Source organism: Faunimonas pinastri (genome assembly GCF_900110915.1).
In the GTDB taxonomy this organism is placed as follows: Bacteria; Pseudomonadota; Alphaproteobacteria; order Rhizobiales; family Afifellaceae; genus Faunimonas; species Faunimonas pinastri.
In genome coordinates, this window is the sequence record NZ_FOFG01000013.1 from 105,175 (window position 1) to 124,657 (window position 19,483).

23 protein-coding genes and 2 tRNA genes are annotated in these 19,483 nt (G+C 65.9%); 8 read left to right on the plus strand and 17 right to left on the minus strand.

What is annotated here, in order from left to right; translation table 11 throughout:
• Complete coding sequence (locus BMY25_RS15970; RefSeq protein WP_092498351.1) at window positions 1-1,332, plus strand: cytosine deaminase; 1,332 nt, start codon at window positions 1-3, stop codon at window positions 1,330-1,332.
• 209 nt (window positions 1,333-1,541) lie between these two features.
• On the opposite strand, the gene BMY25_RS21325 is transcribed toward BMY25_RS15970, so the two are convergent.
• Window positions 1,542-1,664: a hypothetical protein gene (locus tag BMY25_RS21325; protein ID WP_255365511.1), complete on the minus strand. Its 123-nt coding sequence runs from the start codon at window positions 1,662-1,664 to the stop codon at window positions 1,542-1,544.
• 312 nt (window positions 1,665-1,976) lie between these two features.
• Between BMY25_RS21325 and BMY25_RS15980 the strand changes: the two genes are divergently transcribed.
• The 3 genes from BMY25_RS15980 to BMY25_RS20870 all read left to right on the plus strand — a co-directional run bounded on the left by BMY25_RS15980 (window position 1,977) and on the right by BMY25_RS20870 (window position 2,984).
• Window positions 1,977-2,186 (plus strand): cold-shock protein, encoded by a 210-nt coding sequence (locus tag BMY25_RS15980; RefSeq protein ID WP_092498355.1) that lies wholly within the window; start codon window positions 1,977-1,979, stop codon window positions 2,184-2,186.
• 266 nt (window positions 2,187-2,452) lie between these two features.
• On the plus strand, window positions 2,453-2,740 hold the full coding sequence (locus BMY25_RS15985; protein ID WP_092498357.1) for a hypothetical protein: 288 nt from the start codon (window positions 2,453-2,455) through the stop codon (window positions 2,738-2,740).
• Between the two features lie 97 nt (window positions 2,741-2,837).
• Window positions 2,838-2,984: a hypothetical protein gene (locus tag BMY25_RS20870; protein WP_177176894.1), complete on the plus strand. Its 147-nt coding sequence runs from the start codon at window positions 2,838-2,840 to the stop codon at window positions 2,982-2,984.
• 136 nt (window positions 2,985-3,120) lie between these two features.
• On the opposite strand, the gene BMY25_RS15990 is transcribed toward BMY25_RS20870, so the two are convergent.
• Window positions 3,121-3,196: transfer RNA gene (locus tag BMY25_RS15990), tRNA-Arg, on the minus strand.
• Between the two features lie 102 nt (window positions 3,197-3,298).
• Between BMY25_RS15990 and BMY25_RS15995 the strand changes: the two genes are divergently transcribed.
• Together BMY25_RS15995 and BMY25_RS16000 are read left to right on the plus strand one after the other, a co-directional pair.
• Entirely contained in the window at window positions 3,299-4,105 is an 807-nt protein-coding gene (locus BMY25_RS15995; protein ID WP_143062000.1) for a thermonuclease family protein, read from the plus strand.
• The gene (locus BMY25_RS16000) at window positions 4,102-5,577 is read left to right on the plus strand and encodes a M48 family metalloprotease (protein ID WP_092498361.1); all 1,476 of its coding nucleotides are present in this window, start codon (window positions 4,102-4,104) and stop codon (window positions 5,575-5,577) included. Before BMY25_RS15995 ends, BMY25_RS16000 begins: the two co-directional genes overlap by 4 nt.
• A gap of 44 nt (window positions 5,578-5,621) precedes the next feature.
• On the opposite strand, the gene BMY25_RS16005 is transcribed toward BMY25_RS16000, so the two are convergent.
• From BMY25_RS16005 to rplU, 13 genes are all read right to left on the minus strand, one after another.
• Entirely contained in the window at window positions 5,622-6,131 is a 510-nt protein-coding gene (locus BMY25_RS16005; protein ID WP_092498363.1) for an RNA pyrophosphohydrolase, read from the minus strand.
• 3 nt (window positions 6,132-6,134) lie between these two features.
• Window positions 6,135-7,181, minus strand: coding sequence for a divergent polysaccharide deacetylase family protein (locus tag BMY25_RS16010; RefSeq protein ID WP_177176895.1), 1,047 nt, complete (start codon window positions 7,179-7,181; stop codon window positions 6,135-6,137).
• A gap of 115 nt (window positions 7,182-7,296) precedes the next feature.
• Complete coding sequence (locus tag BMY25_RS16015) at window positions 7,297-8,637, minus strand: S41 family peptidase (RefSeq protein WP_177176898.1); 1,341 nt, start codon at window positions 8,635-8,637, stop codon at window positions 7,297-7,299.
• Window positions 8,634-10,169: a murein hydrolase activator EnvC family protein gene (locus BMY25_RS16020; protein ID WP_092498369.1), complete on the minus strand. Its 1,536-nt coding sequence runs from the start codon at window positions 10,167-10,169 to the stop codon at window positions 8,634-8,636. The genes BMY25_RS16015 and BMY25_RS16020 overlap by 4 nt, the downstream gene beginning before the upstream one ends.
• 32 nt (window positions 10,170-10,201) lie before the next feature.
• Window positions 10,202-10,684, minus strand: a complete 483-nt coding sequence (rlmH, locus tag BMY25_RS16025; protein ID WP_092498371.1) for a 23S rRNA (pseudouridine(1915)-N(3))-methyltransferase RlmH — start codon at window positions 10,682-10,684, stop codon at window positions 10,202-10,204.
• Between the two features lie 6 nt (window positions 10,685-10,690).
• On the minus strand, window positions 10,691-11,041 hold the full coding sequence (gene rsfS, locus BMY25_RS16030) for a ribosome silencing factor (RefSeq protein WP_092498373.1): 351 nt from the start codon (window positions 11,039-11,041) through the stop codon (window positions 10,691-10,693).
• Between the two features lie 149 nt (window positions 11,042-11,190).
• Entirely contained in the window at window positions 11,191-11,835 is a 645-nt protein-coding gene (locus BMY25_RS16035) for a nicotinate-nucleotide adenylyltransferase (RefSeq protein WP_092498375.1), read from the minus strand.
• Between the two features lie 5 nt (window positions 11,836-11,840).
• Window positions 11,841-13,151: a glutamate-5-semialdehyde dehydrogenase gene (locus BMY25_RS16040; protein ID WP_428976978.1), complete on the minus strand. Its 1,311-nt coding sequence runs from the start codon at window positions 13,149-13,151 to the stop codon at window positions 11,841-11,843.
• Window positions 13,148-14,266, minus strand: coding sequence for a glutamate 5-kinase (gene proB, locus BMY25_RS16045; RefSeq protein ID WP_092498377.1), 1,119 nt, complete (start codon window positions 14,264-14,266; stop codon window positions 13,148-13,150). Before proB ends, BMY25_RS16040 begins: the two co-directional genes overlap by 4 nt.
• The gene (gene obgE, locus BMY25_RS16050) at window positions 14,259-15,305 is read right to left on the minus strand and encodes a GTPase ObgE (protein ID WP_092498379.1); all 1,047 of its coding nucleotides are present in this window, start codon (window positions 15,303-15,305) and stop codon (window positions 14,259-14,261) included. The genes proB and obgE overlap by 8 nt, the downstream gene beginning before the upstream one ends.
• Window positions 15,302-15,865, minus strand: coding sequence for a GNAT family N-acetyltransferase (locus BMY25_RS16055; protein WP_177176896.1), 564 nt, complete (start codon window positions 15,863-15,865; stop codon window positions 15,302-15,304). The genes obgE and BMY25_RS16055 overlap by 4 nt, the downstream gene beginning before the upstream one ends.
• 85 nt (window positions 15,866-15,950) lie before the next feature.
• Entirely contained in the window at window positions 15,951-16,223 is a 273-nt protein-coding gene (gene rpmA / locus BMY25_RS16060; RefSeq protein ID WP_092498383.1) for a 50S ribosomal protein L27, read from the minus strand.
• 25 nt (window positions 16,224-16,248) lie between these two features.
• Window positions 16,249-16,566, minus strand: coding sequence for a 50S ribosomal protein L21 (gene rplU, locus BMY25_RS16065; RefSeq protein WP_092498385.1), 318 nt, complete (start codon window positions 16,564-16,566; stop codon window positions 16,249-16,251).
• Window positions 16,567-16,821: 255 nt separating this feature from the next.
• On the opposite strand from rplU, the gene BMY25_RS16070 reads away from it, so the two are divergent.
• Window positions 16,822-16,911: transfer RNA gene (locus BMY25_RS16070), tRNA-Ser, on the plus strand.
• A 469-nt stretch (window positions 16,912-17,380) separates the two neighbouring features.
• Here the strand turns inward: BMY25_RS16070 and BMY25_RS16075 are convergent.
• Complete coding sequence (locus tag BMY25_RS16075) at window positions 17,381-17,731, minus strand: hypothetical protein (RefSeq protein ID WP_143062001.1); 351 nt, start codon at window positions 17,729-17,731, stop codon at window positions 17,381-17,383.
• A 193-nt stretch (window positions 17,732-17,924) separates the two neighbouring features.
• Window positions 17,925-18,335, minus strand: coding sequence for a GntR family transcriptional regulator (locus tag BMY25_RS16080; protein ID WP_092498390.1), 411 nt, complete (start codon window positions 18,333-18,335; stop codon window positions 17,925-17,927).
• 610 nt (window positions 18,336-18,945) lie between these two features.
• Between BMY25_RS16080 and BMY25_RS16085 the strand changes: the two genes are divergently transcribed.
• Window positions 18,946-19,483: autoinducer binding domain-containing protein (locus BMY25_RS16085; protein ID WP_177176897.1), on the plus strand; the 538-nt coding region annotated here is incomplete at its 3' end.

Below are 19,483 nucleotides of genomic sequence, written 5' to 3' on the forward strand. Positions count from 1 at the left end.
GTGGCAGCCAAACTCGAAACGATCTCCGGAGCCACGCGCTTCCGCATCGCGCATGCGACCGTGCCGTCCTGCCTGCTGGAGGGCACTCCCGCGCTGCTCCTCGGGGAAGTCGCGCTGAACGGGCTGACCGCCGCCGACCTCATCATCGCGGATGGGCGCATCGAGCGGATCCTGCCGCCCGGCACCGACGGCGAAGACCTGCCGGTGCTGGATCTGGACCACGGCATGGCGTGGCCAACCTTCGTCGACATGCACACGCATCTGGACAAGGGGCACATTTCCCCGCGCAAGCCGAACCCGGACGGCTCCTTCATGGGCGCGCTGGAAGCCGTCGGGGCCGACCGCGCCGCGCGCTGGACGGCCGAGGACGTGGCGGGCCGCATGGATTTCGCGCTGCGCTCCGCCTATGCGCACGGCACCAGCCTGATCCGCACCCACATCGATTCCATCCCGCCGCAGCACACGATCTCGTGGCCCGTCTTCGACTATATGCGCGAGCGCTGGGCCGGGCGGATCGATCTGCAGGCCGTCGCGCTCTTCCCGCTGGATTTCTTCGGCGACGACGCCTTCGCCGACGACATCGTCGCGACCGTCACACGCTATGGCGGCGTGCTCGGCTCGTTCACCCAGGTTCTGCCGGAAGGCGACACGTCGCTCGACCGGCTGATGCAGCGCGCGACGGAGGCTGGGCTCGACATCGACCTCCATGTCGACGAGACCCGCGAACCGCAATCGCGGTCGCTTCGCGCCATCGCGGAGGCCGCCCTTCGCAACCGTTTTGAAGGCCGCATCGTCGTCGGCCATTGCTGCTCGCTGGCGCAGCAGCCGGAGGACGAGGCGGATCGCACGATGGACCTGGTTGCGGAGGCCGGGCTTTCCGTCGTCTCGCTGCCCATGTGCAACATGTACCTGCAGGATCGGCAGACCGGGCGCACGCCGCGCTGGCGGGGCGTGACGCTGCTGCACGAGATGAAGGCGCGCGGCATCTCCGTCTCCGTCGCATCCGACAATACGCGCGATCCGTTCTACGCCTATGGCGACCTCGACGCGGTGGAGGTCTTCCGCGAGGCCGTCCGCATCGGGCAACTGGACCATCCCGTCGGCGACTGGGCCAATGCCGTGACCCGCACGCCGGCAGATGCGCTCGGCCGAGCCGACCACGGTCGTCTCGCCGAAGGCGCGCCCGCCGATCTCGTGCTTTTCCCAGCCCGCAACTGGAGCGAGTTCCTGTCGCGCCCGCAGTCCGGGCGGATCGTGCTGCGCAACGGCGAGGCTATCGACCGGACTCTGCCGGATTACCGGGAACTCGACCGCTTCGTGTCCCTCGCCTGAGAGGCAGGCCCGGCGCTCGATCCTCCAGGACGATCGGCGCCGGCTCCATCAGACGGGCCACTCCCCGGAGGATCAGGTACCGGCGAGCTCGCTTTCCTTGCGTGGACGCCGCCGCGAGCACCGGAGAAGCGCGTGGATCACGCCGGCACGATCTTGCGCGATTTCCATCGGACGCCTTCAGCCCGTACGACGATGGCCGGAGAGAACGATCAGGCCTGACTTGCCTCATCGTCGTTTGCGCCGACGAGGCTTCCGATCAGCCTCATGAGCGCCTGATGCTCGGGGCCATGGGCGCCATTGCCGAGAAAAGACCCGATGTCGATTTCCGACACGTGTCCGCCGGAGGAAGCGTTGCCCTCGTGCCGGATGTAGGCTCGGTTCGAGGAAGACTCCTTCGCCAGGAGCCAACGGTCTCCGCTCGAGCTCCGATAAAGCTCTCTCGTGTGGTCAGTCATCTGATTCTCCCGTCTAGGCCCTTGCAAATCGCTCTACGCTAACTAAATACAGGTTATCGACTTGCCAGGATAACTTGGTCCTTCCCGCCTTTTCATAAGGGCGCACGGTCAGCTTTTTCTCTCAACATCGACGACAGCGTGCGGATAACTCGTGCGTCGTGACGCGCATCGCCTTTTCGGGAGGCATCTATGACTACTGGTACTGTGAAATTCTATAACGACCAAAAGGGCTTCGGCTTCATCCAGCCGGATGATGGCTCGAAGGACGTTTTCGTTCATGCAACGGCCCTTGAGCGCGCCGGCATGCGGGGCCTGATCGAAGGACAGAAGATCTCCTTCGATACCGAGACCGATCAACGGTCTGGGAAGATGGCGGCGACGAACCTCGCCCACGCATAATCTTGAAGGCCCGCTCCGGCGGGCCTTTTTCATTTCGGGGCAACGAGACGGGACCGCGGCAAATATGGGCGCTCTTGTTCAGCGACCGCCCCGTATCGGCTTACACCCCGGCACACTGATCCCTGCCGGCTTCGCGAAGAAGCTCGTATTCTTCCCGCTCGGTCGAGCATGGCTGCCGCGGCAGGCTACCCGGGAATAAACTTCGCTTCGTTCTCGCCTCCCATCTGAACGCGGCCTGAGACGAGCACGCACGGAGGATCAAAGGAATGGCAGCGACCACCACCGGGAAGCTCTTCGACCCCCGTCCTCAGAGCAATTCCGGCCGATCCAGCACCGACGTTTCCGTCGAGTGGCTGAAGAACTGGGCCGCCTCCCATGTCACCGCTCCGATGGGCGAAGGTGCCGTCTCTGCGGAGACCCTCGCCAAAGATGTTGAAGCGGACGCCGTGGGCCACGGTCTTTATCTCAAGTCGGCCATGCGAGCTCTCGGCTACAAAAACCTCGTCGACTTCATGCTCGATGAACTCGAGGCCGCAGACCAGGCGAACGCCTGATGAACCGGCTTCGGTCGGTCTGGGCCTTCCGACGGATTATTTGATTGCGCAACGAACCGGGCGAACACCTTGAGGTGTTCGTTGAGGGGAGCCTCCAATGGCTAAATCGCAGAACAACAAACGAGAAGCCCGCAAGCCCAAAGCCGACGCCAAGAAGCCGAAGTCGGCCGGACCCAAATATATGGCCGAAACGAGCCTGGCAGCCGCGAAACCTGCACCCTCCAAGCCCGCCTCAAAGAAATAAGACCCGCCGTCCAGCGGAGCCGTTGGAGCCGCATCGGCGCACTGAGTTCGGCCGGCGCAACAGCGCAGGCCGTTCAGACCCGTGCGTCAGAGCTTACCAAGCGATCCTCGCTTAGCCTGCAACTTCAGGATTTGGCTGGTGACCCCGGCAGGACTTGAACCTGCGACCCTCAGATTAGGAATCTGATGCTCTATCCGCTGAGCTACGGGGCCTTGCCGCTGCGGCCTCCGCTTTGTATCGGGAAGTGCTACAGCGGTCCAGAGCGAGGTTGCATGCAGGCGGGCGGGCCCCGGTTTTTCTCCAGGGCCACGCGATTGCGGCGTGCTTTGCTGGGCTTTCTGCTGGCGGCGCCTGCTCTGCTCGCCGCTTCCACCCCGGTGCTGGCTGCCGATTGCTCCGCCACTTCCGCCTCCCCTGTCGCTCTGGACTCAGTGCCGGACGCGCGCACGATCGTCCTCGCCGACGGTCGCCGCATCGCGCTTGCAGGCGTGGGAAGCTTCGCGCTTTTGGTCGATCGCCCCGCCGACGCCGACCGCGCGGAACTGAAGGAGCTTCGCGCGCTCGTTGCCGCAGGTTCCTTGCGGCTCGTCCTCCTCACTCAGCGGCTGGACCGTCGCGGCCGCTTCCCTGCCTTGATTTTTCAGGGCGACCGGCTCGTGCAGGCGGATCTGGCAGGTGCCGGCGTTGCGCTCATGCTGCCGGGCCGGACGGAGAACCCCTGCCTCGCCACGATTCTGGCCGCCGAGGAGCAGGCGCGCACCCACCGCCGGGGTTACTGGACGGATCCCGCGACGGTCCCCCTCGCGGCGCGGCCGGACGTCCTTTCGCACCGCATCGGCGGCTTCGCCATGATGGAAGGCAAGGTTCTCTCGGCCAATGAGCGGCGCACGCGCACCTACCTCAATTTCGGCCGGAAGTGGTCGGAGGATGTCACCGTGGAAATCGCCGCCGTCGACCGCTCCCGTTTCACCGGAGATCTGGCTCCATCCAGCCTCGTCGGCCATCGCGTCCGCGTGCGCGGCTTCCTGGCGGAGCATGGCGGACCGATGATGGAACTCACCTCCCCTGCACAGTTGCAACGCTTGCCGGAAAGCGTCAGCCCGGCCACCGATAGACCTTGATTTCCTTCGTGAACCTCTGCAATCCGACCTTCATGCGCACGAGGCTGTTCATTCCCGTTCTGGCGCTTGCTCTTGCCGGCTGCCAGATGGCGGGGAGTCCTTCCCCCAAACTCGACGTGAACCTGATCACGTCGAAACCCTTGAGCGCGCCCGTCGTCAAGGCTGCCGCGCCGCAGATCGACCCCCGCATCGCCGCGGAATATGGCGGCGTCTACTCCGACGCGAAGGTCGAAGCCGCGATCAACGGGATCGTCGCGAAGCTCGTCGCGGCGTCGGACGATCCCACCCGGCGCTACAAGGTGACGGTGCTGAACTCGCCCGTCGCCAATGCCTTCGCCATGCCGGGCGGCTATCTCTACGTGACACGTGGCCTGCTGGCGCTGACGGAGAACAGCTCGGAATTCGCCGCCGTCGTCGCGCACGAGATGGCCCACGTGCTCGCCAACCATGCGCTTGCTCGCGCCAAGGCGATCCAGCAGGCCAAGCTCGTGCAGCAGGTGGCCGCCGACGTCATCACCGACCCCTCCGAAAGCGTGAACACGCGGACCAAGTCGCAGCTCACCATCGCCAAGTTCTCGCGCGACCAGGAAATCGAAGCCGACCGGATCGGCATCACCATGGCCGGCCGCGCCGGCTACGACCCCTTCGCCGCCTCCCGCTTCATGGACAAGCTGCAGGCCTATTCGGACCTGCGCTCGGCGCTGGGCAAGAAGGACGATGCGGAGAATTTCCTGGCGTCGCATCCCGGCACCGCCGAACGGCGCGAGCTTGCCGTGCAGGTGGCCCGCCAGTTCGGCGCCCCCGGCACGATCCAGCCGCCGCGCGACGATTACGTGGACAGCCTCGACGGCATGATCTTCGGCGACGATCCGTCGGAAGGTTTCGTGCGCGGGCATGAGTTCCTGCATCCGCGCCTGTCGATCGCCTTCCGCGTTCCCTCCACCTTCCGGCTGGAAAATACGCGGGAAGCGGTGCTTGCGGCTTCCGGCGACAACACCGCCATGCGCTTCGACGGTGTTTCCAGCGCCGCCGACATGTCGCCCGCCGACTACCTTGCTTCCGGCTGGGTCAACGGGCTGGTCCCGGATTCCATCAAGTCTGAGACGGTGAACGGGCTTCCCGCCGCAACCGCCGCCGCCTCGGCCAGCAACTGGGAATTCAGGATCGGCGCCGTTCGGGTCGGCTCCAACATGTACCGCATGATCTTTGCCGACCGCGGCGACGCGACGAAGATCGAGCAGGCGCTCCAGGATACGCTCTCGACCTTCCGCCGGCTCGATCCGTCCGAGCTCACGCGCCTGCAGCCGCTGCGCCTCGCCATCGTCCGCGTGCGTTCCGGCGACACCGTCGCAAGCATGGCGGCGCGCATGCAGGGCACGGAGACGCCGCTGGAGCTGTTCCGCGTCATCAACGGCTTCAGCGACAATCAGGACCTGACCGCCGGGCAGAAAGTGAAGCTCGTGATCGACTGAGGATCGCCCGCGAGAGCGGGCGTCCGGTCAATTCACGGCAGGGTTCACGTGGGGGTGCTGAACCTGGCGAACTGCTGCGCCACCGCGTCGTACACCTCGCGCTTGAACGGGATCACCAGATCGGGCACCCGCTCCAGCTCTTCCCAGCGCCATTCGGTAAATTCCGGCCGGTGCGCGCCGCCGCCGGGCTTCACGACGTCGATTTCGCTTTCCGGCCCGGTGAAGCGAAAGGCGAACCATTTCTGCGTCTGCCCGCGATAGCGGCCGCGCCAGCCCTGCCCCACCACGGGCGCGGGCAGGTCGTAGCTCAGCCAGCGCTCGCTCTCGCCGAGGAGTTCGACCGAGCGAATGCTCGTTTCCTCGTAAAGTTCGCGCACGGCCGCTTCCACGGGGTTCTCGTCGGCATCGATGCCGCCCTGCGGCAGCTGCCAGGCGTGCTCATTATCGATCTTGCTGGCCGGGCCGTGCCGTCTGCCGACCCAGACGAGCCCTTGCGGATTGAAGACGCAGATGCCGACGCAACGGCGATAGGGAAGCTGCTCAAAGTTCGTCATGAATCACCGCTGGAATGCCGCGCTGGCCGGGACCACCGCGACGCCGCGCGTTTTCGCCTGGGCGATCCAGGCGACGATCGCGCTTACTGAAGATGGGAAGGCCGAGGCGACCCCGACAGCCACGCCCTGCGCGCGGGCGGTCTCCTCCAGCCGGGAAAGCTGCGCCTCGATGGCGGCGGGATCGCGATCCGTGTCGATCACCTCGTCGGCCCGCAGCACCGGCAGATGTTGCTGGCGACCCAGCGTTTCCGCGCGGCTTTCCGGGCTGGAGCCATCATCGAGAAAGAACAAGCCGCGGCTGGCAAGGCCCTGGAGAAAAGGCTGCACGGCCCGGTCCTCCCGAAGGAACGCCCCCCCGAGATAGCCCATCACGCCGACATAGGAGCCGATCCGTCCCAGCGACCAGTCGAGTTCCTGCCCGTTGCTGGCCGCGTCGGCGGACACCAGCAGCGTATGCTGGCCGGGATTCACCTGGGGATAGCCGACGGGCTCCAACGGCACCTGCAGGAGCAGTTCGTGCCCGTCCTGGCGGGCCCGATCGACCCACCGGCCGAGGCTGGAACCATAGGGAGCGAAGGCGAGCGTCACCTCCGGCGGCAGTGCCTGGATGGCGCTCTGCGTGCCGGTCTGGCTGAGGCCGAGACCGCCGACCACGATCACCACGCGCGGTGCCCCGTTGCCGGCGGGGATGCCGGCCGGCCGGGCATAGGCGTCCATCGGCCGGAGGCCGTCGCTGGCGACCTTCGGCAACGGTCCGAAGGCGCTCTGCTCGACGAGTTCGGGAAGGGGCGCGCCGGTGGCGCGAACCGCATCCGGCACGCGGGGCGCAAGGGAAGCAAGTGTCGGCGTAATTGCAGGCGCCTGCGGCCCTGCCGGGGAGCCGGCGGGGCGGGCGGCACCGGGCAGGCTGCCGGTGCTCAAGGGACTTGGATCGCGGATTTCGGCGATCGCCACCACGTGGCCGCCGTCCGGATCGGAGACCACGGCGCTCCACACGATCGCGACGACCCCGAGCAGAGCGGCAACGGAAACCAGAACGGGGACAAACAAAGACCGCCTCTGTCGAGGCGGTCTCTTGCTCTTCGGATGAAGCGGCTGATGAAGATCGCTCGCCGCCATGTTTCCTTTGCCCGTCAGGGGCCGGCGCGGACGCCGGCGCGAATCGTCAGTCCGGTATACCCTGCGAGTCGTTTGCAGGGAAACGGCTGTTCACCTGAATCCCCCGCAGCAGGTCATAGGCATAGTTGAGCTGCTTGTCGTCCTTCGCATCCGGCGGGACATAGGCCGAGGAACCCGAGGTTTCCTTGTCCGCGTCCTTATCGGCCTCGTTCTTGAGATGGCCGCGCAGTTCCGCCTCGCTGGTCATGTCGACCTTGCCCTTCAGGTCGGCGGGCAGTTCGTCGACCATCTGGATATCGGGGTCGATGCCCTTGGCCTGGATGGAGCGGCCGGACGGCGTGTAGTAGCGAGCCGTGGTCAGGCGCAACGCCCCGTTCTTGCCGAGCGGGATGATGGTCTGGACCGACCCCTTGCCGAAGGAACGCGTGCCCACCACGGTCGCGCGGCGATGATCCTGCAGCGCGCCCGCCACGATCTCGGAAGCGGAGGCCGAGCCGCCGTTGATCAGCACGACGACCGGCTTGCCGTCCGTCAGGTCGCCGGCCCGCGCGGTGAAGCGCTGGATGTCGGAAGCCTTGCGGCCGCGGGTGGAAACGATCTCGCCATGACCCAGGAACGCATCGGACACGCCGATCGCCTGATCGAGCAGTCCGCCCGGATTGTTGCGCAGATCGAGCACGTAGCCCTTCAGCTTGTCGGCCGGGACCTGCTTCTTGATATCGGCGATGGCGGCCTGCAAACCGTCCACAGAATTCTCCGTGAACTGGGTGATCCGGATGTAGCCGACATTGTCGGCCTCGACATGGCTGCGCACCGACTTGATGCGGATGATGTCGCGGTTGACCTTGACGTCGAAGGCGTCCGTCTTGCCGGTCCGCTGGATCGTGAGGGTGATCGGGGAGTTCACCGGCCCACGCATGCGGTCCACGGCGTCCTTCAGGGTCAGGCCCTGTATCGGCTGGCCGTCGAGCTTGGTGATGATGTCGCCGGCGAGGATACCGGCCTTGGCGGCGGGGGTGTCGTCGATGGGGGTGACGACCTTGATCTGGTCGTTCTCCATGGTGACCTCGATGCCGAGGCCGCCGAACTCGCCGCGCGTCTGCACCTGCATGTCGCGGAAGTCTTTGGCATCCATGTAGCTGGAATGCGGGTCCAGCGACGACAACATGCCGTTGATCGCAGCCTGGATCAGCTTGGTGTCATCAGGCTTTTCCACATAATCGGAGCGGATGCGCTCGAAGACGTCCCCAAAGAGGTTGAGTTGACGATAGGTATCGGTCGCCGCGGCGGTGGCGGCACCGGTCACTCCGCTGAACTCGGAGACGCCGCCTGTCGCCAGCGCCCCCAAAATGGCGCCAGCCGCCAGAAGCCCGAACTTACGCATTATCCCCTAACCTCGTCATTGCCTCGCCTGCCCCACCATGGAGCGGAGTCGATGGCAGCGCCATCCTTCCGGAATTCAACATATAGTATCGGCTGGGCGGAAGTGTGGTCCAGAGTTCCGATACTGGCCAGCCGCTTGGCCCCCATCGCAGCGATAGGTTCTCCGGCAAGGACGAATTGGCCGAGTTGGGCGTCGATCCGCTCCATCCCGGCCATCACTATATGATACCCGTCGCCCGCATTCAGGATCAAGACCTGACCATAGGAGCGGAACGGGCCGGCATAGACCACCCAGCCGTCGGCGGGTGCCACGACGACGCTGCCGGGGGCGGCGGCGATCGACAGCCCCTGCGAGGTGCCGCCGAGCCCGTCGGGCGCACCATAGGCCAGTTCCGTCTCCCCGTTGACGGGCAGCTTGAGCAGGCCCTTGGCCTTGGCGAAATGAACGGCCGGGGCGATGCGGCTGGCGTCGGCGAAGCGCTCAGCCGCCTTCCCCGCCGGCACGTCGGGCGCTTTTGCCGCGGCTTCCGCCTCCTGCTTCACCTTGGCCGCGCTGGCGAGATTGGCCTCCAGCGACTTGATCAGCCCTTCCAGCGAGCTTGCCTGCGAAGCGAGGCCATCGGCCTTGCCCTTCTCCGATTCGAGTGCCTGCTGGGTTTCCTCGCGCTGCTGGCGCTTGGCGTCCATCAGCAGGTTCAGCCGCGCCTGCTCCTCGCCGAGGGAGGCGTATTGCCGCTTCAGCGTATCGCGCTCCGCCTGGATCTTGTCGCTGACATCCGTCAGTTGCTTCAGATCGGCGGCAAGCGCTTCGGCCTGCACGCGAATGTCGGGCAGGATCGCTCCGGCGAGGATGGAACCGCGAATGGCGGCCAGCGCATCCTCCGGCCGCGACAGGAGCGCCGGCGGGGGCGTGCGCCCCATGCGCTGCAAGGCCATCAGCACCTCCGCCAGCACGCCGCGACGCTCCTGCAGGGAGCGGCGGATGCCGTCCTCGTTGCCGTGAAGTTCGTCCAGATGCTTTTCCGCCCCGGTCACCTTGTCCTCCGCGTCGCGAAGGCGCTGGGCCGTGTCGATCAATTGCTGGTTCAGGGACGAGCGATCTTCCTCGATCCGGGAAATCTCGCCCTTGAGTTCGTCCTGCCGCTGCTGCGAAACCGAGATGGAGCGGCGGATCGCTTCGAGTTCCGCCTCGCGCGCCTGCCTGCGGTCCTCCGTGGTCGGCCCGAGCGAGGCGGTCGCTTCGGGCGTTGCAGAGACGGCCGAGGGGGCGCCAGCGGCGGCCTTGTTCCGGGGCGAAGCCGAAGCATCGGGTGGCGCCGCGGCTTGCGGCGCGGGATCGCCGGGCGGCACCCCTTCGGGCAGCGGGGCGTCCTGGTCCGTATCGGTCACCGCCAGGACGGGCGCGGCGCTTGCCGCGCTAGAATGATGCACGTGCCGGACGGATCGGGCGAGCGCCATTCCCGAGGGCGCGACAAGGCAGGCGGCCGCCAGAATGGCCGCCGGCTTCAGCCGCTTCGGAAAGGCGCGATTCACCATGACCTACTATGACACGACCATCTGCTAAGCGTTTATGAACGATGATAGGGATGACCGGACAAGATCGTGGTGGCGCGATAGATCTGCTCCAGAAGCAGCGCGCGCACGATCTGGTGAGGCCATGTCATGCGGCCGAAGCAGAGCGTCCGGTGCGACCGCGCCAGAAGCGAGGGCGCAAGCCCGTCCGGCCCGCCGATGACGAAGGCCATCTCGGAGATGCCGCCGTCGGCTCCGGCCCGTAGCCAGCCCGCGAAGGCTTCGCTGTCGACCATTTCGCCGCCCTCGTCGAGGCAGACGATCCGGTCGGCGCCGGACAGGACGGCTGAGATCGCCTCCGCCTCTCCCCCCTTGCGGTCATCCGCGCGGGAGGCGTGGGATTCCGCCAGTTCCCGCATTTCGATGCGCCGCAACCCAAGCGGACGCCCGGATTTCCGGGCGCGTGAGAGATAGCGGTCGCACAATTCCGTCTCGGGGCCGGATTTCAGCCGGCCCACGGCAACGATGCTGATATCCATGCGCCGTCAGGCGCGCGCCAGAAGGTCCGCGGCCGGCTCGGCCATCCACATCTTCTCGATGTTGTAGAAGGACCGCACTTCCGGACGGAAGATGTGCACGATCACCTCGCCGCAATCGATCAGGACCCAGTCGCAATGCGGCAGGCCCTCGACCTTGAGCGGACCGAAGCCGCGCTCCTTGAGATCGCGAATCAGGTGGTCGGCGATCGCGCCGACATGGCGGTTCGAGCGGCCCGAAGTGACGACCATGTGGTCACCCAGGGACGACTTGCCGGTGATGTCGATGGCGATCGTTTCCTCAGCCTTGGAATCATCCAGGCTCGCAAGGACCGCTTCAAGCGTTCGCCCGGACAGCATGGCGTCAGGCGAAACTTCGGCAACAACTGCGCTGGCCGTGGAAGCCTCGCTTCCAGTCAAAGTATTCAGGGCTTCATCCTCTTGGTTCACCCTTGGCAGGCGGCTTTTTGCCGCCACGGGTCTAAAATAGGTCTTCGCGACCCCTACTTTCAAGGCAAATCCTTTGTTGCCTCTTCGCTCTTCTGCTGGAGCACCCTCAGCGCCGTCGAAGAGAGGGGGGTCCGGGGGCCGGTTATGAAGGTCCAGGCCGGCGGTTTGCGGTTGGCGAGATCGGCCGCCGCAAAGTCCGGAACCCGATCCGCCCAGAGAGCCTGCGCCGCCCGCGAGGACAGCGCAGCATTCAACGATCCCGGACGGTTGACCACTGCGATCGGCACCGTTTCCGCAATCGTCTGCCAGCGATCCCAGCGATCGAGCTGGCGAAGATTATCGCTGCCCATGATCCAGACGAAGCGCACGCCTTGCGCCCGTCGCGTCAGCGTCGCCAGCAGATCGGCGGTGTAGCGCGTGCCGAGCTCCGCTTCCAGCCCCGTCACCACGATCTGCGGATGGGCGGCGATCTCGGCGGCGCGTCGCATGCGCTCGGAAAGCGGCGGCAGGTGGCTCGTATCCTTAAGGGGATTGCCGGGCGTCACCAGCCACCAGATCCGGTCGAGCTTCAGCCGATGGAGCGCCAGCAGGCTGACCTGTCGATGCCCGGCATGAGCGGGATTGAACGAGCCGCCATAGAGCCCGATACGCTGGCCGGGCGAGAAAGGCGGAAGCCCCTGTTCGATCCTGCTCGGCTGCGTCATGAAGGCTAGGGCCTGACCTGGCCGTTGCCGTGGACGCGGTACTTGAAGCTGGTGAGCTGCTCGACTCCCACTGGCCCGCGCGCATGCATCTTGCCCGTCGCAATGCCGATCTCCGCGCCCATGCCGAACTCGCCGCCATCGGCGAACTGCGTGGACGCGTTGTGGAGGACGACCGCCGAATCGACTTCCGAGAGGAAGCGGGCGGCCGCCGCCTCGTCGGCCGTGACGATCGCGTCGGTGTGGTGCGAGCCAAAGGTCGCGATATGGGCGATCGCCGCGTCCAGCCCGTCCACGACCCGCACCGCGATGATGGCGTCCAGATATTCGGCGTGCCAGTCCGCCTCGGTTGCCGGGATCACCCCATCGGCATGGGACTGGATCTCGGCATCGCCGCGCACCTCGCAACCCGCCTCGCGCAGCGCCTCGACCAGCGGCCGGGCATGGGTGGCGAGCACCGCCCGGTCGATCAGCAGCGTTTCCGTCGCGCCGCAGACGCCGGTGCGCCGCATCTTGGCGTTGACGAGGATCGTTCGCGCCATCTCCAGATCGGCGTCGCGATGAATGAAGAGGTGCACGACCCCTTCAAGGTGGGCGAAGACCGGCACACGGGCTTCCGCCTGCACGCGGGCGACGAGGCTCTTGCCGCCACGCGGCACGATGACGTCCACCGCGCCATCCAGTCCGCGCAGCATCTCGCCCACGGCTGCCCGGTCGCGCGTGGGCACGAGCTGGATCGCCGTTTCCGGCAGACCCGCATGGCGGAGCCCTTCGACAAGGCAGGCGTGGATGGCGGTGGAGGTTCGATGCGCATCCGAGCCGCCGCGCAGAATGGCAGCGTTGCCGGCCTTCAGGCACAGCGCGCCGGCATCGGCGGTGACGTTGGGACGGCTTTCGAAGATCACGCCGATGACGCCGATCGGGGTGCGCACCCGCTCGATCTGCAATCCATTCGGCCGATCCCAGGCCGCGATGATCGAGCCCACGGGGTCGGCGATATCGGCGATATCCTCCAGCGCACGCGCGATGCTCTCGATGCGCGCCGGGTTCAGCGTACCCCGGTCGATCAGTGCGGCGCTCGCGCCGTTGGCGCGCATGGCCGCGAGATCCTCGGCATTGGCGGCGAGGATCGTTTCGGCACGCTCGCGGACGACGGTGGCGGCGTGGCGGAGCGCGGCGTTCTTCGCCTCCGACGGGGCGGTGGCAAGACGGGCGGCGGCGGCTTTGGCTTGCTGCCCGATCGCGCTCATCAGTTCGGCCGTATCGGGGCTCGCGCCGGCGCCAGCCTCGGCTGCGCGGATGTCAGGCTGTGCGTTCATCCGTCCCTCAACACCATGTCGTCGCGGTGGATCATGGCCGCGCGGCCGGAATAGCCAAGCAGCGTTTCGATTTCCTGCGTCCTGTGCCCGGCGATCTTGCAGGCATCGTCCCGGTCGAAGCCGACCAGCCCGCGCCCGATCTCCGCGCCCTCGCGCGAGACGATCACCACCGCGTCCCCGCGCGCGAACGCGCCGTTCACGCCGACCACGCCGGCCGGCAGCAGGCTCTTGCCCGAGCGCAGCGCCGCCACGGCACCCGCATCGACCGTGATCGTGCCCCTGGGCTCCAGGTGGCCCGCGATCCAGGCCTTCCGGGCACTGGCGGGCGTCGATTGCGGATCGAACCAGGTGCAGCGCGCCCCGTCGTCGATTGCGGCCAGCGGGTTCTGCACCCGGCCGGAAGCGATCACCATCGCAGCCCCCGCCGCGGTCGCGATCTTGCCCGCCTCGATCTTGGTCTTCATGCCGCCGCGCGAGAATTCCGATCCCGCCGCGCCCGCCATCGCCTCGATTTCGGCGCTGATGACCGGCACATGCGGAATGAACTCGGCGTGCGGATCGGTCTGCGGCGGCGCGGTGTAGAGCCCGTCGATGTCGGACAGAAGCACGAGGCAATCCGCGCCGACCATCGCCGCGACGCGCGCGGCCAGCCGGTCGTTGTCGCCATAACGAATCTCGGCGGTGGCCACCGTGTCGTTCTCGTTGATCACCGGGATCGCGCGCATCTGCATCAGCGTGCCCAGCGTCGCCCGCGCGTTGAGATAGCGGCGGCGTTCCTCCGTGTCGTACCAGGTCAGCAGGATCTGCGCCGCGGTCAGCCCACGCTCCTTCAGCGCCCCGGCCCATGCGCCGGCGAGCGCGACCTGCCCGACCGCCGCGGCGGCCTGCGCCTCCGGCAGCTTCAGCGGGCCGCGCGGCAGATGCAGCACGTTTCGGCCGAGCGCGATGGAGCCGGACGAGACGACGAGAACGTCCTTGCCGGCATCCGTCAGCGCCTTCAGGTCGTCCGCCAGGGCGTCCAGCCAGGACGTGTTGAGCGACCCGGTCGCCGCCTGCACCAGCAGCGCGGAGCCGACCTTGACGACGATCCGCTGGTGGTCGGAGACCTTATGCATCGCCCATGGGGCTCCAGCGCTTGTCGGCTTCGGGCTCGGGCTCTTCCTCCTTGGCGCGATCCAGCAACGCCAGGCAGGCATCGAGGACAGCTTCGAGCCCCTGCCCCGTTGCCGCGGACATCACCATCGGCATCCGCTCCGCGACCCTGTGCAAGGCTTCCTTGGCGTCGTGAAGCTCGTCCTCGTCGACGAGATCGGCCTTGGAAAGAACCAGCAGCTCCGTCTTTTCCGCCAGTCCGCTGCCATAGGCCGCCAGTTCGCCGCGCACCGTCTCATAGGCTTCGGCGGGGTTTTCGCTGGAGGCATCGACAAGATGCAGCAGCGCACCGCAGCGTTCGACATGACCGAGGAAGCGGTCGCCGATGCCGGCGCCCTCATGCGCGCCCTCGATGAGGCCGGGAATGTCGGCCAGCACGAACTCGCGCTCCTTGTGACGGACGACGCCGAGGCCTGGATGCAGCGTGGTGAAGGGATAGTCGGCGATCTTCGGCTTGGCCGCCGTGATGCGGGCGAGCAGCGTCGACTTGCCGGCGTTGGGCAAGCCGACAAGCCCGATATCGGCAATCAGCTTCAGGCGGAGCCAGATCCACTTTTCCTGGCCTTCGAGACCCGGATTGGCCCGGCGGGGCGCCTGATTCGTCGACGACTTGAAATGCGCATTGCCGAAGCCGCCATTGCCGCCTTCCGCCAGACGCACGCGCTGGCCGACCTCGGTGAAATCGGCAATCAGCGTCTCGTTGTCGTCCTCGAAGATCTGCGTGCCGACCGGCACCTTGAGGATGACATCCGCGCCCTTGGCGCCCGCCCGGTCGCGGCCCATGCCGTGGACGCCGACCTTGGCCTTGAAATGCTGCTGGTAGCGATAGTCGATCAGCGTGTTCAGCCCGTCGACCGCCTCGGCCCAGACATCGCCGCCGCGCCCGCCGTCACCGCCGTCGGGACCGCCGAACTCGATGAACTTCTCGCGGCGGAACGAGACGGAGCCGGCCCCGCCGTCTCCGGAGCGGATGTAGACCTTCGCCTGGTCCAGGAACTTCATCGATTTCGACCTTCATATTCTTCGCGCGTGAGAAGCATGTTGACCGTCTCCACCGCAAGCCCTCGCGCGAGGCAGTGGGTGGGCGAGCGCTCGGCCTCGCGAAAGCCGCGCTTTTCCAGAATGCGCATGGAGGCGGCATTGTCGTGATAGACGCCGGCGCCGATCCGGTCCGAGGGATGCAGGCGAAAGGCATGATCCACGATGGCCGCAACCGCCTCGCTGGCATAACCCCGCCCCCAGAACGGCCGCCCGATCCAATAACCGAGACGCGGCATGGCCCGTGGCGGCGTGCCGTATCCCGGCCGTTTCACGGTGACGACGCCGACCGTTTCGCCATCCGCCTCGATCAGGAAATCGCCGGCGGAGCGTCCGGGATCGTCCTGGCCACGGATCAAGACATCCATGTGCCCGCGCGACAGCGGATGGGGCACGAGGGCCAGCATCCGGGCGATCTCCAGGTCCGAGGCGAAGCGGTGCAGGGCTTCCGCGTCATCGGGAGCCGGCCGCCGCAGCAGCAGCCGCGCGGTCCTGATCTCCCGATGGTCCTGAACGTCAGTCATGAAGCGCCCAAACAAAAAGGGGAAGCGGTGGCCCCGCTTCCCCTTCTGAACTCGACATGGGTCGGCGGGCGCCGGCCCGAGCCGGCTACTCTGCGGCTTCGAGCACCGGCGGGAGAACGGACACGTAGGTACGGTCGTTCGCCTTGTGCTGGAACACGACATGACCCTCGACCACCGCGAAGATGGTGTGGTCCTTGCCCATGCCGACGTTCTGGCCGGGGTGCCACTTGGTGCCGCGCTGGCGGATGATGATGTTGCCGGGAATCACGGCTTCGCCACCGAACTTCTTCACGCCGAGGCGACGGCCTGCGGTATCGCGGCCGTTACGGGACGAGCCGCCTGCTTTTTTGTGAGCCATGGTGCTTCTCCTGCTCGCCTATCGATTACTGGGCCGCGCCGGCAATGCCGGTGATGCGCACGATCGTGTAGTCCTGGCGGTGACCGTTCTTGCGGCGCGAATTCTGCCGACGGCGCTTCTTGAAGATGATAATCTTCCGGCCGCGCTTGTGTTCCACGATCTCGGCGGCGACGGACGCGCCCTGGACCAGCGGTGCGCCGACCTGCGGCTGCTCGCCGCCCAGCATCAGCACTTCGCCGAAGGTCACGGTCTCGCCGGCTTCACCCGGGAGCTTTTCGATCTGAATGGTATCGTTGGCGGCAACACGGTACTGCTTGCCGCCGGTTTTGATGACTGCGAACATCTTGTCCTCGCGTTCGAATCCCGCCTCGCCGGAAACCGGTCGGGTGAGCTTCTTTCAGTCTGACCAGCAGGCCGGGCGACATGCCCGACCCATACAAAGAAAGGCGCGAGCCAAGGGTCCGCGCCGACGGGTTGCATAAAGGCGCTTGCGCGGGAAAAGTCAAGCTTCTCTCACCCATGCACGCAAAGCGACTTGTGCCCGCGCCCCACACCGTATAGATACCCGCCTGCCTTAGACCACGAGCGCCAGCGTTTCGGAGGGGTGCCAGAGTGGTCGAATGGGACGGTCTCGAAAACCGTTGTGCGGGCAACCGTACCGTGGGTTCGAATCCCACCCCCTCCGCCATTAACTCATTGTTTCTTTTGCTTAATCAGCAACAATAATGTGGCTTACCTGAAAGCTGGATTCGTCTCGCCCGCCTTCCGGCGCGCAACATATGCGCAACACAGCTGTTGTTGCTGGCGGCAGCTACGGGCAGCAGAAGCGAGTTGGCACTCGGCTTCGACGATTCGCCCCGCGAGGTGCCGGAACGACAGGCTTAGACGCGGGTCTGCCTCTTTAACTGCAAGGCTGTACCAGTCCAGCCTGAGTAGGCAAGTTACAGCTACCCACCTTTTCGCTCCCAAGGACGGACCGGTCGCACCGGAGTTACCCCTCTTCGTCTGAAATTCCGGCGTCAGAAGTCAGCAGGCTCTAATTGAGCCGAGAAGGGGCACGCGCCGCATCTGACATTTCGTTGAACGACTGTCCGATAATGCCAGTCGCTAAAGGCATGACGACGTCAAGTCTGCTTCCGCTCCCCTAGCACGGGTTTTCATGGTTGAATGCTTCGATCTCGGCGCGCCTTCGGTCCGCCGGGTGAAGCCACAGAGAGAACTGTTCGGTCAGATCCGGCCGCGATCTGTTTGTCCAGACGGGATCCCCAAGCGGTTGGATCCAGCGTGCCGTCCAGCACCTTGAGGACAAGCGCCACATCAGAGCCGGCCTCTGCGGAGTCCGTGGCGTAGCGGCGAGCGGCGTAGATCTGCATCAGTCGGGCGGTGGCGGCGCCGTGCAGGATGCTGTCACTGTCGCGCAAGGCGGCAACGAGCCGGCCCACCGTCCATTGCGGCTCCGTCTCCACGATGTACCTGCGCGCTTCCAGGGCCTGGATCGTATGCGCCATGAAGCTTTCCTGGACCCTGATGCTGCCGGGCTTGCGCCCGCGCAGATAGAAGGAGGCGCGGAAGTGCGTGGTGTGCATCATCGGCTTGTCGATCGCCTGCTGCAGCGTCAGACGGTGTTACCGGCCACGACGGCGATCCGCCTGTGCAGGGCGCTGTCCCAGAGTTCATGGCGTCCGCCGTCGCTGGTTGTCGTCAGGCGCTACGCCGAGCGTTCCAGAGCGTTGCAATCTGCCGGCGAGGCGCGCAAGACTGCCAGCGCCGCCAGCGTGCGCTCGATGGCTTCGCGCTTCCATCACCGCAGCCGGATCGGTCAGCGCGGGAATAGCGGCGAGCAGCGCCCCCTCCCCTGGGCCTGTTGCCGACAAAGGTGCCCTTGCCCTGCTGCCGCCAGATCAGGCCCTCGGCCTCCAGCACCTCCAGAGCGCGGCGGATGACGCGGCGACCGAAACCGAAGGGGCGGGGCAATTCGCGTTCCGGCGCAAGCTGCATGTCGCCGTGAAGAGGATGGCCGGCGACATGGAGGCGGAGACGCTCCAGCGCCGCGCCGGAATTGGAAGCCGACCGGCTGGTATGCCTGTTCGGTGCCGCGTTCCCGCTCTGCATTCGATCCCCGAAGCCAGATGAACGCGGACTGGCAAGAGACCGATCTACAGAATTGGTTCCGCCTGCGGGAGTCGAAAATTTGGGCGATCCTGGCGAACGGCTGAGCAGATCGGCCTGGCAAACGTTTAGCCGCGAACCTAATCGGAAGGTTGGTCACGCGAATACTGTGCATGGAGCCGCGTGTTATTTGTGCAAAACCCTACGTCGCCGCCCGGATAAGCCGTGCAAGGCCGACTTCAGATGTCGCACTCCAGCGCCCGGCGCTCTGCCAGGAGTCCGTGGAGGCGCGCGCGTTAAAGCTTTGAAGGTACTTCAGCTTTGGGGAGAGGATGAACGCTTGGGACGGCGGGAACGGGCGCTGTTCGAAGATTATTTCAGTAGAGGCCAAAAATGTCGGTCCGCTTTTCTGCGGAGAGCAGCCGAAAGCATGTTGCAAGCGGCAGGCGAGGTCGATTGCCAGAACTCCCGCTCGTCCTGCCGTGCCAAGGGGTTCGCCACCCAATCACGTCGTGCATCTCATACGACCTGTCGCGGCACGAACTGGATCGGAGATCCTTTTGGCACGCAGTTTGCTTACTCACCAACGACCTGCACATAATCGGAGGTTCGATTGAGTTCCATCTCCGCAGGACCGCTCGGCTTGAGCAGATCTGTCCCGGGCAGCGCGATAGCGGACCTGTTCCGCCGTCTCGACAGTTGCGAGCGGGAAGAAGAAGCTCAAAGTCTTGCCGGTGACATCGTCCAGAGCCTTGGCTTCGCTTATTTCTCCTATGGTGTGCCCTGGCTCGCAGCCGATTGGGGGCGTCCGAACGATACGGGCATGCTGCTGACCACCTATCCCGAAGGTTGGCAGAACTGGTATCGCAAGCGGAGCTATCATGCCGAGGATGCGGTGATCCTGCGCGGGCGGAATGCTTTGCGCCCCTTCAACTGGGGCGACGAGGATCACCTCAGCAGCATCGAGCCGAGCTCGCGGGGGTTGTTCTTCGAAGCCCAGGAATTCGGCATCGGCAGCGGCATCGCGATCCCGGTGCATGGGCCCGGGAATATGAGTGACGTGCCTCCAGGAATTCGGACCGTTTTGAGCTGGAATTTTCCACTTATGATCCCGGGATCGGGACGAGGAGAATTCCATGAAGACGTCGAAG

Coding starts and splice junctions, on each gene's coding strand:
- rsfS (WP_092498373.1), bottom strand. CDS start 11,041: ATGCTGTCCGGGCGAACGCTTGAAGCGGTCCTTGCGAGCCTGGATGAT.
- BMY25_RS15985 (WP_092498357.1), top strand. CDS start 2,453: ATGGCAGCGACCACCACCGGGAAGCTCTTCGACCCCCGTCCTCAGAGC.
- obgE (WP_092498379.1), bottom strand. CDS start 15,305: ATGAAGTTCCTGGACCAGGCGAAGGTCTACATCCGCTCCGGAGACGGC.
- BMY25_RS16075 (WP_143062001.1), bottom strand. CDS start 17,731: ATGGCGCATACGATCCAGGCCCTGGAAGCGCGCAGGTACATCGTGGAG.
- rlmH (WP_092498371.1), bottom strand. CDS start 10,684: ATGGATATCAGCATCGTTGCCGTGGGCCGGCTGAAATCCGGCCCCGAG.
- BMY25_RS16020 (WP_092498369.1), bottom strand. CDS start 10,169: ATGGTGAATCGCGCCTTTCCGAAGCGGCTGAAGCCGGCGGCCATTCTG.
- BMY25_RS16040 (WP_428976978.1), bottom strand. CDS start 13,151: ATGAACGCACAGCCTGACATCCGCGCAGCCGAGGCTGGCGCCGGCGCG.
- rplU (WP_092498385.1), bottom strand. CDS start 16,566: ATGTTCGCAGTCATCAAAACCGGCGGCAAGCAGTACCGTGTTGCCGCC.
- BMY25_RS20870 (WP_177176894.1), top strand. CDS start 2,838: ATGGCTAAATCGCAGAACAACAAACGAGAAGCCCGCAAGCCCAAAGCC.
- BMY25_RS15980 (WP_092498355.1), top strand. CDS start 1,977: ATGACTACTGGTACTGTGAAATTCTATAACGACCAAAAGGGCTTCGGC.
- proB (WP_092498377.1), bottom strand. CDS start 14,266: ATGCATAAGGTCTCCGACCACCAGCGGATCGTCGTCAAGGTCGGCTCC.
- rpmA (WP_092498383.1), bottom strand. CDS start 16,223: ATGGCTCACAAAAAAGCAGGCGGCTCGTCCCGTAACGGCCGCGATACC.
- BMY25_RS16080 (WP_092498390.1), bottom strand. CDS start 18,335: ATGCAGAGCGGGAACGCGGCACCGAACAGGCATACCAGCCGGTCGGCT.
- BMY25_RS16055 (WP_177176896.1), bottom strand. CDS start 15,865: ATGACTGACGTTCAGGACCATCGGGAGATCAGGACCGCGCGGCTGCTG.
- BMY25_RS16005 (WP_092498363.1), bottom strand. CDS start 6,131: ATGACGAACTTTGAGCAGCTTCCCTATCGCCGTTGCGTCGGCATCTGC.
- BMY25_RS16035 (WP_092498375.1), bottom strand. CDS start 11,835: ATGACGCAGCCGAGCAGGATCGAACAGGGGCTTCCGCCTTTCTCGCCC.